We start from the raw sequence: 13,942 nt of genomic DNA on the forward strand, positions 1-13,942 counted from the left end.
CATGCCGATTATCATCTGGAACGACAGCCTGCAGGTAGGGATCGACGAGGTCGACCTGCACCACCGCCGTCTGGTCGAACTGCTCAACAAGACCTACGATGCGGTGCTGGCCCGTGAAAACGACAGCCAGGTGGGAGAATGGCTGGACCAGCTGGTCGATTACGCCACCTACCACTTCAATACCGAAGAGATCATCATGAGTAACGCCCACTACCCGGACCTGGTGGCCCACCTTGCCGAACACCAGAAGTTCATCACCCGCATCGTCGAGATCCAGCGGGACCACCAAAGCGGGAAGACCCACCTGTCGCTTGAGCTCATGACCTTCCTTAAGGACTGGCTGTTCGACCACATCATGAAGACCGACGCAGCCTACGGCAAGTTCGTCGCCGACACGAAGAAAGTTTCCGGAGTTTCCATCGACCTCTGATCCCCCCATGGTCCGGTAACAGAAGAGAAAGGGTGAGGTGCCGCGGCATCCCACCTTTTTTTTGCCTGAGCCCCCTCCCGGCACGGATCCTGTTCAAGTTTTGAACACAGAAAGCGGTTCACCCCCTTCGTTGAATTTATAAAAATCAGCTACTTAGCCTTGACAAGAGTTGGCCGGGGAATTGCTGTCATCCCTGACACATTTTGACAATGCTACTCGCCCCGGACGGGGAACGGGTAAAGACGCGAGGTGACCGATGGTACACGTTCGGCGCGGAGGGTACGGGATCAGGAAAGCCGGGTGGGTGGCACTTGTGGTGGGGGTGGCCTTTCTCTACGGCTGCGGCGGAAGCGGAGGACTTTCCGGCGGCAATCAGGTCAACCAGTCACCCTCCTCCCGGGACAAACTCTCGGGGGTGATCAGCGACCGAAACGGCGTCCCCATTGCCGGGGTGACGGTGACGCTCTACTACAACAACAGCAACACGGCGGCGGCCGCCACCACCGATTCCAGCGGCGCATACTCGTTCACGGATCTCTACAACAACCAGTATTCCGACTACGCCGTCTACGCCGAGAAGAGCGGGTTCGCCTTCTATCCCTCGGTCACCGATCCCGCCGGCAAGGTAATGAGGGAAGACTTCAACGGCAACTACCGCACCGTGATCCGGTTCCTCACCATGCCGTCCCACGACGTGACCGGGGCCAACTTCACCGCCTTCCGGCCGGGTGACCGGCTGGCGAGCCTCCCTTCCACGGGGGAAGCTACCAGCTACGCAGCCGGGGATGACTATTCCGTACGAGCAGGTGTCACTTGGCCGGCCACCCGGTTCACCGACCACCAGGACGGCACGGTGACCGATAACCTCACCGGGCTCGTCTGGCTGAAAAATGCCGGCTGCTTCCCGCCGGCCGGCTGGAGCACCGGCCTCGCCAACGCCAACCAACTCGCCAGCGGCCAGTGCGGGTTGACCGACGGCTCGCTTCCCGGGCAGTGGCGGATGCCGAACGTGAACGAGTTGGAAAGCCTGGTTGACGTCTCCCAGGCCGCCCCCTCTCTCCCGGCGGGGGCCCCTTTCAGCAATGTCGCCCAGGGGAACGCGTACTGGTCCTCGACCACCTACATGGCCGGGATCGCCAATGCGCTGGCGATCCGCTTCACCGACGGCAGGTGGATCAACGGGCAGGACGCCGGGGACGGGAGCTTCTCCAACACCAAGAGCAGCTCCTCCAACTCCGTCTGGGCAGTGAAATCGGGAGGAACCGGCACCGTTAAGCTGCTCGCCACCGGGCTCTTCTCAGGCCAGGGGGGCGGTTCGGGGATATCCTTCGGGGCAGGCGACGATCCGGCCCTGCAACTGGGAACCCCTCTCACCTCGCCCCGCTTCGTCGACAACGGGAACGGGACCCTCTCCGACACGGTCACCGGCCTCACCTGGCTGAAAAAAGCCGACTGCATCTCCGGGAACTGGTCCGACTCGCTCACCGCCGTCAACGCCCTGTCGACCGGCCAGTGCGGCCTCACCGACGGCTCTTCCCCCGGCGAATGGCGGATGCCGAACCGCAACGAGATGCTGAGCCTGGCCGACCGGGCCCCCACCTTCCCGATCGCCAACTACTACAATGGGATTCCCGGCCCCGACGGCGTCACGGTCACCTTTACTCCGGTTTTCCAGAGCTTCAAGGTCTTCACCTACTACTGGACCTCGACCAGCTACCAGCCAGACTCCGGGGAGGCCTGGAGCGTGTACAGCTGCGACTTCGGCGTCTACAACCACGCCAAATCCGCCATAGGCTACGCCCTCGCCGTCCGGTGACGCTTTCATCCCTTCCGAACGCAAAAAGGGTTACGGACCGGAGCCGTAACCCTTTTCTTTTGCTGCCGCCGCATTGCCCGGACGATCACACCCCGGCGAGGGCGAGGTTCCAGAGGTAGAGCGTTACGAAGGAAAGCGGGATGCCCACCCCGACCAGCATGCCGACCAGCTGCGGCTTGAGGTCGTGGTCGATGGCGATGATCCCCGCCGAGATCATCGGTGCCATGGCCGACTCGAAGATGGTCACCTGGGTGACGGGCCCCTTGGCGCCGAGGAACAGGACGTACAGAAGGGCGATCATCGCCGGCCCCAGGAGGAGCTTGTAGGAAAGCCCGGCAACGAGGGCCTTGGCTTCGGCGCGGATCCCTCCGAACTGGAGCTGGAAGCCGACCGAGAAAAGGGCCAGCGGGGTGAGGGTGCTCCCGAGCTTCTCCAGCACGCTCACCGTCCAGGACGGAAAAGCCACCGGCCTCAGCAGCAGGGCCAGCACCAGCGCCTGGAACGGGGGAAAGAGGAGGATCTTCCTGGCCATCTGCCGGGGCGATACCGAACCGGACGAGTAGCAGGTGGCGACCAGGATACCCAGCGTCGAGAGGACCATGAAGGAGCCGAGCTGGTCGGCCACGATCCCCACCCCCAGGAACTCCTTCCCGTAGTACGCCTCGATCATCGGCAGTCCTACGAACGAGGTGTTCCCAAGCCCCGCCACCAGGATGAGCGCCCCAACCGTCTCCCGCTCGAGCTTCAGAGCCTTCCCGCTCCCTGCGAACACGATCCAGGCGGCCCCGAAGAGAATCCAGGCCATGGCGGCGGTAAGGGCCAGGGTGGCATCCAGCTTGAGGTTGTGGATGTGCAGTACCGCCAGGGCGGGGAGCGAAATGTGAATGATGAAGCCGTTGAGCGCCGCCGGGGTGGTCGAGGGAAAGCGCCCGTTTCTCCTGAGGCCGATCCCCGCCAGCAGGCAGATTGCGAGAAGAATAATGTTGGCCATGGGTTACCCTTCCCCCGTTCCCTACGGAAGCGCCACCACCACCCGTCCGCGGATCGCTCCCTGCAGGATGGCGTCGATTTTCTCGTCCAGGTTCTCGCGGACAACCTCGGTGGAAAGCTCGGCGAGCCGCTCCGGTTTCCAGGGTCCGGCCAGCCGCTCCCACGCCTTCTGGCGCGTGGCGACGGGGGCGTTGACCGAGTCGATGCCGACCAGGGTCACCCCGCGCAGGATGAAGGGGAAGACATTGACGGGGAGATCGGGTGAGCCGACCAGGCCGCAGCAGGTGACGGTACCGCCGTAGCGGATCGATTTCAGGACCGCCGCCAGGGTCTCCCCGCCTACCACGTCCACCGCCCCCGCCCAGCGCTCCTTCATGAGGGGCCGGTCCCCACCTTCGGTGACCTCCCCGCGGGAAATGACCTGTGCCGCACCGATCGACCGGAGGAACGCCTCATCGGCGCTCTTGCCGGTCGCCGCCACCACCCGGTACCCCGCCCGGGCCAGGATGGAGACCGCGAGGCTCCCTACCCCGCCGGTGGCCCCGGTGACCAGGATGTCGCCGTCGGAGGGTTTCACCCCACCCTGTTCCAGCCTCAGTACCGAAAGGGCGGCGGTGAAGCCGGCGGTGCCGAGCTCCATGCTCTCCTTAAGGGTCAGGCCGCCGGGAAGGCGGACCGCCCAGGAGGAAGGAATCCTTATGTACTCTCCCCAGCCGCCGTCGGTCTCCATCCCCAGGTCGAAACCGGTGACAATCACCCGGTCCCCCGGCGCAAACGCACCGCTGTCGCAGGCCACGACTTCGCCCGCCGCGTCGATCCCGGGGGTGTGCGGGAATTGGCGGGTGACCCCGGGATGGCCGGTGGCGGAAAGGGCATCCTTGTAGTTGAGGGAGGAGTAGCGGACCCGCACCAGGAGATCCCCATTGCCAAGCTCGGCCAGGGTCCGCTCCTTCAGGCTCCTGACGAACCGCTTATCCTCGGTTTTTTCCACCACTACCGCCTTGAACGTGGTCGCTAAGTCCATGTCATCCCTCCTCTTGCACTGTTTCAACGGTTAATGAGACCTATCATGCTGGCCGGGTAGCGATCCCCCGCCGCCGCCCCCTTGGGGATGACGGCGGCGATCTCGGCCAGATCCTCCGCGGAAAGGTGGATGGCCGCCGCCTTCGCGTTCTCCTCCAGGTACTTCACCCGCTTGGTGCCGGGGATGGGAACAACATCCTCTCCCTGCGCCATGACCCAGGCCAGCGCAAGCTGCCCGGCGGTGACCCCTTTCGCGGCCGCCATCCCGGTGACCTTGGCCACCAGCTCCAGGTTCTTCACGAAGTTCTCCCCCTGGAACCGGGGAGAATTGCGGCGGTAGTCGTCGGCGGGGAAGTCGTCGAAGCTCTTCAGCTGACCGGTGAGAAAGCCGCGCCCGAGCGGGCTGTACGGGACGAAGCCGATGCCGAGCTCCCTCAGGGCCGGGAGGATCTCGTCCTCGGGGTCACGGCTCCAGAGGGAGTATTCGGTCTGCAAGGCAGTCACCGGGTGGGTGGCGTGGGCCCGGCGGATGGTGGCCGGTGCGGCCTCGGAGAGCCCGATGAAGCGGACCTTCCCCGCCTGGACCAGCTCCGACATGGCCCCCACGGTATCCTCGATGGGGACCTCGTTGTCGACCCGGTGCTGGTAGTACAGATCGATGTGGTCCACGCCAAGGCGCTTCAAGGAGGCGTCGCAGGCCGAGCGGACATACTCGGGACGGCCGCTGATGCCGGTGATGGGAGCCCAGCCACCGTTAGCGGCAGGCTGGTTGCTTCGCACGATGCCGAATTTGGTGGCAATGACGAAGTCGTTCCGTTTCCCCTTGATGGCCCGGCCGACCAGTTCCTCGTTGGTGAACGGGCCGTACATGTCCGAGGTATCGAGGAAGTTGACCCCGAGATCGAGCGCCCGGTGAATGGTGGCGATCGATTCCTTCTCGTCGCGCACCCCGTAAAAATCCGACATCCCCATGCATCCAAGCCCCTGGCCCGAAACCGTCAGCCCCTGGCTTCCCAATCTGCGCTGCTCCATCACTGCTCCTTTCTCCCTCACGTGGTGAGAATAATTCCGGCGCCTCTGCGCCGTCCGGTAATAACTCCGCTGCCGGTTATTTGGCCACGAAGACTGACGCGTACATGGTGTCGATGAAATCTCTCAGCGGCTGCGGCGATTTCATCACCTTGGCCCGCAGGATCGCCCCTTCCCACCCGGAGAGGAAAAATCCGGCGATGACGGCCGGGTCGCATCGGGGGGTGAGCCCTCCCTGCTGCTGCGCTTCCTTGAGGCAGGCGGCGAAGCGCTCTTTCCAGGAGTGGAAGATCTGGTCGAGCCGCTCGCGGAACCGCTCGTTCTGGTCGGCCAGCTCCTGCCCGAGGTTGCCGATCAGGCACCCTTTGGCGAAGTTGGTGCCGGTCAGGTAGGCGAGCACCTTCTCCAGGTAATTCCGGATCCGGTCGAGCGGCGGGAAAGCCGGGTCGTCCAGAAAGGAAGCGAGGTACTGGTCGTAGCGGACGGCAAACTGGTCGATGATGGCCAGCCCGAAATCTTCCTTGCTCCCGAAGTAGTGATAAAAAGAGCCCTTCGGTACCCCGGCCCGCTTCAGGACGGCATCGATGCCGGTGCCGTTGTATCCCTGCAGGGCGATCATCTCGGTGCCGATGGAGAGGATCTCCGATCTCTTGTCGCTTTTCTTCATGGCGGGGAAAATAGACCGGTCGTCTAGTACTGTCAACTCCTTTTTTTCACCGCCCTTTTCCGGCAGATCTCGACGGATGCGGGGCCCCCTGGCTGTACCTCAAACGCCGCTCCGCCCGGGAAAGGGATTCCCGGTAGCGGCTCCCCTATTTTCCCGGGCGACCATCCCGGCGGCCGCCCCATACCTCAAATGAGGCAGAGTCCCCTCATTTGAGGTTGACTTCCTCCCCTCTCATGGTTGCGGCCACGAGCACAAACCTGTCATTTACGGCACTTACAAATTTTTTGAGAGTTGGCACGAGGTATGCTCTATATGAGATCAAGAAGTCAAACCACTCTCAGGAGATTTACGAAATGAAAAAGATCGTTGCTTCCCTCGTTGCTGCTCTCGCCGCCGTTTCCTTCGCTGGTGTTGTTTTCGCTGCTGATGCCGCTCCGGCTGCTCCGGCCGACGCTGCTGCTCCGGCTGCAGAAAAAGCTCCGGCTAAGAAAGTGAAAAAAGCCAAAAAAGTGAAAAAAGCCAAGAAAGCCAAAAAAGCCGCTAAGAAAGAAGCTGCTCCGGCTGCTCCGGCTGAAGCTCCGGCTGCCCCGGCTGCTAAGTAATCAAGGCCCCACGGCCATGAAAAAAGCCGCACCCGAAAGGTGCGGCTTTTTTTTGTCCATTGCATCCCCGTTAAGAGCGTGCTATTTGAATCCGATGCACAACCTCCTCTTTCGACTCAACGGCCTGACCCGGCGCTGGCGCCAGGTGCTTGATGCCGAGTTCCAGTCCTCGGGACTGACCGACGCCACCTGGCGGCCGCTTCTGCACCTCTCCGTCCTGGGCGACGGCATCCGGCAGAAGGAGCTTGCGGCCTCGCTCGGACTGGAAGGACCGTCGCTGGTCCGCCTGCTGGACACCCTCATCGAGAAGGGGCTGATCGAGCGCAGCGAAGACGGGCAGGACCGGCGGGCCAAGCAGCTCGCCCTGACCGTAAAGGGGCGCGAGCTGGTGGAGACCATCCAGACCACGCTGACCGCCCTGGAGGAGCAGGTGTTCCATCCGTTCAACGAGCAGGAGATCGAGCAGCTGAACGATTTCGTCCGGCGGCTGGAATCGACCGTAAACGAGCTCCGCGACCGGGTAAAGCACTGACCCCTGCTCCGGCGCCGTGGCCCGGCTAGCGCACCCCTGCCACCCTTTCCCTACCGAGCGGCTCGAACGCAGCCATTCCCAACCTTACCCGAACAAACGACCGGCGCAGGCCGTCCCCTAATGCTTGAACAGCAGGTGGATCATGTTGGCGTGCTCGTCCGCCGCCGGCTCGGCCGCCAACAGGCAATAGCAGAAGAACGCGACGGCCAGCGCAATCAGCGCATAGAACCACAAGGTACTGGCAGGCATGGCGATCCCTCCTTCCGGACCGCGAACGCGGTCCGCGTTGCTTTCCTACTTCCCGACGAACCTCAACCACCCGAACGGGTCGGCCACCGCCCCGCTCTGAATTCCTGTCAGGGTATCGTAGAGGCGCTGGGTGACCCGGCCGACTCCGCCGTCCCCCACCGGGATGGTCCGCTCCCGGTAGCCGAGACGGCCGACCGGGGTGATGACCGCCGCCGTCCCGGTTCCGAACGCCTCGGTCACCCGCCCCGCCTCGATGTCGGCCAGGAGCTCGCCGACTTCGATCGGCCTCTCCTCGGCGCGGTACCCGAGCTCCCGGGCCAGGGACAGCACCGAGTCGCGGGTAATCCCCGCCAGGATCGCCCCGGAAAGCGGAGCCGTGACGATGGTATCTCCGTAGGCGAAGAACATGTTCATCGAGCCGACCTCGTCGACGTAGCGGTGCTCCTTGCCGTCCAGCCAAAGCACCTGGTCGAATCCCTGCTCCTTGGCCTTGAGCCCCGCCCGTAGCGAGCTCGCGTAGTTGGCGCCGGTCTTGGCTTCCCCGGTCCCCCCCGCCACCGCGCGCACGTAACGGTCCTCCACCCGGATGCTGGTGGGTGCGAAGCCGTTCCGGTAGTAGGCCCCTACCGGGGAAAGGACGACGTAGAACCAGCAGCGGTCTGCGGGACGGATGCCGAGCGCCGCCTCCACCCCCATGAGCACCGGCCGGATGTAGAGCGAAGTCCCGGGCGCGGTCGGGATCCATTCCCGCTCGAGCTCCACCAGCCGTGCGATCCCCTCAACGAAGAGCTCCTCGGGAACCGGGGGAAGACAGAGCCGGTCGGCGGATTGGTTGAAGCGCCGGGCGTTCATGTCGGGGCGAAAGAGCGCCACCCGGCCGTCCTGCCAGCGGTACGCCTTCAGCCCCTCGAAGATCGCCTGACCGTAGTGGAACACCATCCCGGCGGGATCGATAGAGAAAGGCTGGTACGGCTGGATACGTGCCACCCCCCACCCGCTCTCCTCACGCCATTCCGCGAACAGCATGCGGTCGGTGAACACCTTCCCGAATCCGAGCTCGCTCCCCGCTGCCACCATCGACCTGTCCTTGCCGCCGGTCAACGGCTCGGTCACTATCTGAACCATGCAAACCTCCCTGCTATCCGGCTGCGCGCCGGTAATTATTTCATTTTCGATCACGCCGGGAAATTACTGACGCCCGGAAAGCGCCCGCACTCCGTCCGATCACCGTCCGGTGAGGGGCGGCACGTTCATAAAATAGATAGCATGTTATTTATTCATTTACAATTGGTTTTCCGCTGCCACCGGAGGAAGAGGCGGGAGAAATGAGATTGCGAAAACGCCGCCAGCACGGTATATTGCGCCACGTTTGCCGCCGGGGCGCACTCCGCATATCCACCGGCCGGCAGACCTCGAGAACAACGCAGCAACCGGAGTCCCATGGCACTGACCACTCTTTCCGCCCCGCCCCCGTCGGCATCGGCGGTCATCTCCATCTTCAAACTCTTCCTGCTCCCGGTGGGAGGCGGCATCCCGGCCGGCGTCCTCCTCGCCAAGGCCAACGGGGTGGCGTGGCCGCTGACCTCCCTACTCTACCTCGTTTCCGACCTGGTGCTGGCGGTTGCCTTCGAGCCGCTGTTGAAGCTCATGGTCGCCCTCGGCAGCATCATTCCGCTGGTGAGAAAATTCGCCCTCGCCCTCAAGGCGACCACCGCCCGTAGCGTCGCACACTTCGGCGGCACCACCACCGGGCCACTGGGACTGGTCATGATCGCTTTCGGTGTCGACCCGATGACCGGGCGCGCCTCGGCGCTCGCCGCAGGCCACGGCTTCGTCGCCGGCTGGGCCATCGCCATCGCCGGAGACATGCTCTATTTCGGCGTCATCGCGGTCACCACCTTGCGCCTGAACAGTTACATCCGCGATCCCAACATCACCATGGTCATCGTGCTGGCCGCCATGTTCTTCGTCCCCGTGCTGGTGCGGCGCTTCCGCGGTGCGCCCCAGGCCGCCCAGTAACTCCCTCCGCAAAAACAAAGGGACCGGCCACCACGGCGCGATCCCTTTCTCCATGTATCGAGGCGATCCCGTTCCCGGTCGCCCACTCCCGGCTCCGCTCACCGCCCCGGTTTCATTTCACTACCCGGTTTCATTTCACCACCCGGTCCGATCGCTGCCCCGGTTGGGATGGGATGAACTCACCCGCCCCTCACTTGTCGATGGTCTTGATCCCATGGACCCCGGTCGGCTTGCTCAAGCCCCGGTCGCCGTAGACTATCGTGCAGTTGGTGCTGAAAGGGAAGTACCAGTACCCGGTCTCGCCGATCAATTCCACCGTGTTGATGGATCCCTTGTTGGCGGCGGTAATGATGGATCCGTCCCCCCAAAGAGGGAGGAAATAGAACATGTTGAAGGTGCAGGATTCTCCCTTTTTCATCTGCTGCAGATCGATGAACTTGATGTTCTCCACACCGACCGGGGTGTTGTCCGCATACCGCAGCGTCTTTGCGAGATCCTTTGTCGGTACGCAGCCCGAAACTCCAATGACCACCATCAACAGTGCAGCTAGCTTCTTCATACGTCCTCCTCTGCCACGAAGATGAAGAAACAGATTGCCCAAAGCTCATTCTACTGCTGGCTGAAACGCTTTCAATGGACCACAATTAATTATTGAATTATAAAAAATAAATGAGCCAAGACACGGATCCCTCCCTGAGAGAGACCACGGATCCGCTGTCTCACTCCCGTGGGTGGCAGACACGGTGATGCCAGCAGACTAAAAGTCAGTGGCCAACCCCGGGTACGCGTGGTAGCATTCGCTACAGTAAGATAGAATTTTTTACCGGGTACAACGCTACCGGCGCATTCTATTAAGCGCACGAGGAAGCATCGCAAAAGGAGCCGTTGCCATGAGATATGTACTGAGCGCACTGCTGGTGCTGTCCGTCCTGGTGAAGCCGGTACTGGCCCAGGAATTCGGGAATTGGGCGGTCGACGCCAAATCCGAAAAGTTCCTCTACGCCGCCACGGTCAATGAAAGCGGCGCGTTGCTGGGGCAGTTCTGTTTTGTGGAGGGCGGATCCTGCGTCTGGCTGATCGGCATGGATACCGGCTGCAACAAGGGTGACGAGTATACCGTCCTGGCCAATTCCGATGCCGGCTCGAGCGCGATGCAGGTGCTGTGCGACGGCCAGCTCGACAACGGGATGTACCGGTATGGGTTCAGCGACTTCGAATCGATCGACACGCTCCTGAAGACCGCCACCCGGGTAGGCTTTGCCGTTCCGCTGCAATCCGACCAGTTCAAGGTGTTCCGCTTCAAGCTCGAGGGAGCCAAGCCCGCCATTTCGGTGATGAGGGCCCTGGCCGAGAAGCGGATGAAAAATAGCGAGACCGGCACCAAGGACGACACGATCTAGCCCGCCGCCCCGCCGCCAGCCGCAACTAAAAAAGGGACCACCTTCCACGGGTGGTCCCTTTTCATTTGCGGGCAACGGCTGGATCCCTTGCCGCCTATCCTTCCCAGATATCGACCAGGGTGAGGGCCGCCTGTTGCTGCTCGATGGCTCGCTGCCAGCAGTAGCGGTCGCGCTGAGCCAGGCGGTCGCTGCGGAGATGGTTGATCTTCCTGCGGTGGACGGCGAAATCGCCGTTGGAAAAGTGGATGACCCGGCCGAATTCCCCCCCGACGTCCATCGCGTCCACCGGGATCCGCTCCATCTCCAGGTATTCGGTGATGAAGCGGCAGTTGACCTCCCCCACGCAGAAGAAGTTCCCGCCTGCGCTATCGGGGTTGAGGATGGTGGCGCCGCCGAATACCTTCGCCCGCAGCATCGACCGGGTGGTTCCCTTTGCCATCATGGCGTTGATGAGGAGGTCCATGGCATGGATGCCGTAGCGCCCGGCCTCGGTGATGCTTGGGGGGAGGTCGCGGGAATAGCGGGGGTTGCTGAGCATGAAGTGGTTCATCCCGATGATGCGGCGGACAGGGTCATAGAGACAGGCAGCGATGCACGACCCGAGCAGGGTGGAAATCACCCCGGGACTCGCGGTGGTGTAGTATTCGCCGGGGGAGATCACAACACGCTCCCCTTTCTGGTACTTCTCGATCTTCATCCCGTCTCCCGAGCTGTCCGCCCTGCTAAAGCCACGGCCACCGTAGCTCACCATTTCGTTATCGTCAACTGCAGCGAAAGATTGAGCCGAAAGGCGCCCCAGGGGGAAACGCTTTTTAAAGCCCTTCCAGCGCCGATGTGATCACCCGCGCGCTCTCCCGCAACTTCGCATCCTCCTCGGCGGTCAGCACCGGGGGAAAGGTGGCCAGGATGCCTTCTCCGCCGACCAGTTGCGGGAGCGAAAAGGTGACGTTCGGCCCTCCCCACGCTTCGGGGATCAGCGAAGAAACCGACAGGATGGCCCGCTGGTTGTGCAGGATCACCTCGATGAGGCGGGCCAGCGCGCTCCCCACCCCGTAGTAGGTCGCCCCCTTCCCCTCGATGATGGAGTAAGCCGCCCGGCGGACCTCGTTGTCGATCCGGCGGCGCTCCTCCGCCCCCAGGCTGACCTCCCGCTTGCCGCAGAACTCATCCAGCGGCATCCCTCCCACGGTGACCAGCGACCAGGTGAGCACCTCCGAATCCCCGTGCTCGCCCAGCACGTATCCGTGCACGTGGTGCGAGTCGACGCCGAGATGGATCCCGAGCAGGGTACGGAAACGGGCGGTGTCCAGCATGGTTCCCGAGCCGATTACCCGGCTCGGTGGGACCCCGAATTCGGCGGCGTAGCGGATGGTCAGGTGGGTCATGATGTCGACCGGATTGCTGGCGATGACCAGGATGGCATCCGGCGCGTTGGAGAGGACGGCGGGGACCACCTCCCGGAAGACCGCCGCGTTTCTCTGCAGCAGCTGGAGCCGGGTCTCGCCCGGCTTCTGGCCAACACCGGCGGCGATCACCACCGCCCGGCTCCCCTCGAGATCCCGGTAGCTACCGGCCGACACCGTGAGCGGATGGGCGAAAGGTACCGCGTGGTAGATGTCGTTGGCTTCCGCCCGGCCTCTCGCTTCGTTCATGTCGACCAGCACTATCTCACGGCCGATCCCGCTCATCACCATGGCGTAGGCGGCGGTCGATCCCACCAGCCCGCAGCCGACGATACCTATTTTCATACCCCACCCCCCTCGCGTGTTCCCGCCCGGCCCGGCCACATACCGGCGACAGGCAAAGTTTAGGGCCCGGGAGGAGTCTGTCAATGCAATCAGTGCGGCAGGCTTCATCACTTCTCTTCGCTTTGATGCGTCCGGGAGCTCTGCTATACTCTTCGCTGGTCGTCTCCGACCGATACTCACAGAGCCCGGGAGGAAAAGTGAATCACAAGTCGGCCGCAGTCATTGCGGCGGTTTTAGCCATCATCCTGGCGGTTTTCATCCTGAAACTCGCCATCGGTTTCGCACATCTCACCCTGTGGTTCGCCCTGCTGGGAATCAAGATCGTCTTCCTGCTGCTGATCGGAGTGGTGGCTTTTGCCATCCTCTACCACAAGCTCAAGCCGAAATCGAAAGCCGATTAGCCACCATCTTCCGCTAGGCTCTTGCCGGCTCCCCCCCCTTTGAGAAAGGGGGGGTGGGGGGGGATTTCTCAAGGCCCGACCCGCTATAAATCCCCCTAAATCCCCCTTTTTCAAAGGGGGACTTTCTGCAGCGGAAGATCATCGCTAATCAGGAATCGAAATAGGGTCTGCCGGCTTCTGCCGCGCGTCCAATTGCAAGCCGTCAAACCGGCCGACAGAGCGTCGGCCATCCTTACATTTTATTAACGGCAGACACTCCCCCCGCCACTCGTCCCCCGGCGCAAAAAGCGAGTAACTCCCGCCCCCTGGCCCGGTCCCGCCCATCCGCCTCCCCGCTGGCATCCTCCGTGAAGGAGTCCCCTGGATACCCACGGGAGCGATGCCATGACAATTGCGAGCAACGGCATTCCGTCTGCGGCCCAACGGGCTCGCCACGCCCTGAAGCGTATCGCGCTCCTCGGCCTCGTCTGCGCCCTCTGTTCCTGCGGAGGTGGACCGGCCACACCTGCCGCCGTAGTGCAGGCCGATCCCCCCTCCCAGGCCGTGACACCGCCCGATTCATTCACCATCACCAGCGATACCGGTGCCATCAAGGAAGCAAACTACCTGGCGGCCACCCGCTCCTCCGGCTGCATCGTCCTTAGAGCCGGGATCGCCTCCAGCCTGACCGACCCGGAGTTCCGGACGGTGGCGAGGATCGACATTCTGACCCCGCAGGCAGTCGTCCCGGGCACCAGCTACTCGCTGGCCCCCCTTCCCGCCGAAGGCCCCGTCTTCCCCGGCGCCTTCTACCTCTTCAACGGCGAGCAGTCGACCCTCGTACACACGGTCGACGGGACCATCACCTTCACCTCCGTCGGCACCGGCAGCGGCGACAGGATCTCCGGCACCTTCACCGCCACCGTCCAGGACGGCTACGGCCTCCCCCCCTCGAGCCCGGCCTACACCATAGCCGGCACCTTCCGCTTCACCCTCGACACCGCCGGCCCCGTCCCCCCGGCCGAGTAATGGCCTTTGCGGGCAACTCCACCGCCGA

Annotated in this window: 17 protein-coding genes; 8 read left to right on the top strand and 9 right to left on the bottom strand. The window is 63.2% G+C overall.

What is annotated here, in order from left to right; genetic code table 11:
* The first annotated feature begins 1 nt into the window (after window position 1).
* On the top strand, window positions 2-430 hold the full coding sequence (locus L4X63_RS12675) for a bacteriohemerythrin (protein ID WP_250679006.1): 429 nt from the start codon (window positions 2-4) through the stop codon (window positions 428-430).
* A gap of 256 nt (window positions 431-686) precedes the next feature.
* Window positions 687-2,246 carry an Lcl domain-containing protein gene (locus L4X63_RS12680; protein ID WP_250679007.1) on the top strand — a complete coding sequence of 520 codons (1,560 nt, stop codon included), beginning with the start codon at window positions 687-689 and terminating at the stop codon, window positions 2,244-2,246.
* Between the two features lie 85 nt (window positions 2,247-2,331).
* Here the strand turns inward: L4X63_RS12680 and L4X63_RS12685 are convergent, their stop codons facing one another.
* The 4 genes from L4X63_RS12685 to L4X63_RS12700 all read right to left on the bottom strand — a co-directional run bounded on the left by L4X63_RS12685 (window position 2,332) and on the right by L4X63_RS12700 (window position 5,955).
* The gene (locus L4X63_RS12685; protein ID WP_250679008.1) at window positions 2,332-3,237 is read right to left on the bottom strand and encodes an AEC family transporter; all 906 of its coding nucleotides are present in this window, start codon (window positions 3,235-3,237) and stop codon (window positions 2,332-2,334) included.
* A gap of 21 nt (window positions 3,238-3,258) precedes the next feature.
* The gene (locus tag L4X63_RS12690) at window positions 3,259-4,260 is read right to left on the bottom strand and encodes a YhdH/YhfP family quinone oxidoreductase (protein ID WP_250679009.1); all 1,002 of its coding nucleotides are present in this window, start codon (window positions 4,258-4,260) and stop codon (window positions 3,259-3,261) included.
* Between the two features lie 23 nt (window positions 4,261-4,283).
* Window positions 4,284-5,291: an aldo/keto reductase gene (locus L4X63_RS12695; protein ID WP_250679010.1), complete on the bottom strand. Its 1,008-nt coding sequence runs from the start codon at window positions 5,289-5,291 to the stop codon at window positions 4,284-4,286.
* Window positions 5,292-5,367: 76 nt separating this feature from the next.
* Entirely contained in the window at window positions 5,368-5,955 is a 588-nt protein-coding gene (locus L4X63_RS12700) for a TetR/AcrR family transcriptional regulator (protein WP_250679011.1), read from the bottom strand.
* 353 nt (window positions 5,956-6,308) lie between these two features.
* On the opposite strand from L4X63_RS12700, the gene L4X63_RS12705 reads away from it, so the two are divergent.
* Together L4X63_RS12705 and L4X63_RS12710 are read left to right on the top strand one after the other, a co-directional pair.
* Window positions 6,309-6,557 (top strand): hypothetical protein, encoded by a 249-nt coding sequence (locus L4X63_RS12705; RefSeq protein WP_250679012.1) that lies wholly within the window; start codon window positions 6,309-6,311, stop codon window positions 6,555-6,557.
* Window positions 6,558-6,651: 94 nt separating this feature from the next.
* Complete coding sequence (locus L4X63_RS12710; protein ID WP_250679229.1) at window positions 6,652-7,089, top strand: MarR family winged helix-turn-helix transcriptional regulator; 438 nt, start codon at window positions 6,652-6,654, stop codon at window positions 7,087-7,089.
* A 117-nt stretch (window positions 7,090-7,206) separates the two neighbouring features.
* On the opposite strand, the gene L4X63_RS23650 is transcribed toward L4X63_RS12710, so the two are convergent.
* On the bottom strand, window positions 7,207-7,338 hold the full coding sequence (locus tag L4X63_RS23650) for a hypothetical protein (RefSeq protein WP_284694617.1): 132 nt from the start codon (window positions 7,336-7,338) through the stop codon (window positions 7,207-7,209).
* A 45-nt stretch (window positions 7,339-7,383) separates the two neighbouring features.
* Window positions 7,384-8,463: a branched-chain amino acid aminotransferase gene (locus L4X63_RS12715; RefSeq protein ID WP_502799912.1), complete on the bottom strand. Its 1,080-nt coding sequence runs from the start codon at window positions 8,461-8,463 to the stop codon at window positions 7,384-7,386.
* A 315-nt stretch (window positions 8,464-8,778) separates the two neighbouring features.
* Here L4X63_RS12715 and L4X63_RS12720 point away from each other — a divergent pair, with 315 nt between their 5' ends.
* On the top strand, window positions 8,779-9,357 hold the full coding sequence (locus L4X63_RS12720) for a hypothetical protein (RefSeq protein WP_250679013.1): 579 nt from the start codon (window positions 8,779-8,781) through the stop codon (window positions 9,355-9,357).
* 190 nt (window positions 9,358-9,547) lie between these two features.
* Here the strand turns inward: L4X63_RS12720 and L4X63_RS12725 are convergent, their stop codons facing one another.
* The gene (locus L4X63_RS12725; protein ID WP_250679014.1) at window positions 9,548-9,916 is read right to left on the bottom strand and encodes a TRL domain-containing protein; all 369 of its coding nucleotides are present in this window, start codon (window positions 9,914-9,916) and stop codon (window positions 9,548-9,550) included.
* A gap of 331 nt (window positions 9,917-10,247) precedes the next feature.
* Between L4X63_RS12725 and L4X63_RS12730 the strand changes: the two genes are divergently transcribed.
* Entirely contained in the window at window positions 10,248-10,757 is a 510-nt protein-coding gene (locus L4X63_RS12730; protein ID WP_250679015.1) for a hypothetical protein, read from the top strand.
* Window positions 10,758-10,851: 94 nt separating this feature from the next.
* Here L4X63_RS12730 and L4X63_RS12735 read toward each other — a convergent pair whose 3' ends face one another.
* Window positions 10,852-11,508, bottom strand: coding sequence for a chemotaxis protein CheD (locus L4X63_RS12735; RefSeq protein ID WP_502799913.1), 657 nt, complete (start codon window positions 11,506-11,508; stop codon window positions 10,852-10,854).
* Window positions 11,509-11,569: 61 nt separating this feature from the next.
* Window positions 11,570-12,505 (bottom strand): L-lactate dehydrogenase, encoded by a 936-nt coding sequence (locus L4X63_RS12740; RefSeq protein ID WP_250679016.1) that lies wholly within the window; start codon window positions 12,503-12,505, stop codon window positions 11,570-11,572.
* Window positions 12,506-12,702: 197 nt separating this feature from the next.
* Between L4X63_RS12740 and L4X63_RS12745 the strand changes: the two genes are divergently transcribed.
* Window positions 12,703-12,906, top strand: a complete 204-nt coding sequence (locus L4X63_RS12745) for a hypothetical protein (RefSeq protein ID WP_250679017.1) — start codon at window positions 12,703-12,705, stop codon at window positions 12,904-12,906.
* 384 nt (window positions 12,907-13,290) lie between these two features.
* Entirely contained in the window at window positions 13,291-13,914 is a 624-nt protein-coding gene (locus L4X63_RS12750) for a hypothetical protein (RefSeq protein WP_250679018.1), read from the top strand.
* Window positions 13,915-13,942 lie beyond the last annotated feature (28 nt).

It is taken from the genome of Geomonas sp. Red32 (assembly GCF_023652955.1).
Lineage (GTDB): Bacteria > Desulfobacterota > Desulfuromonadia > Geobacterales > Geobacteraceae > Geomonas.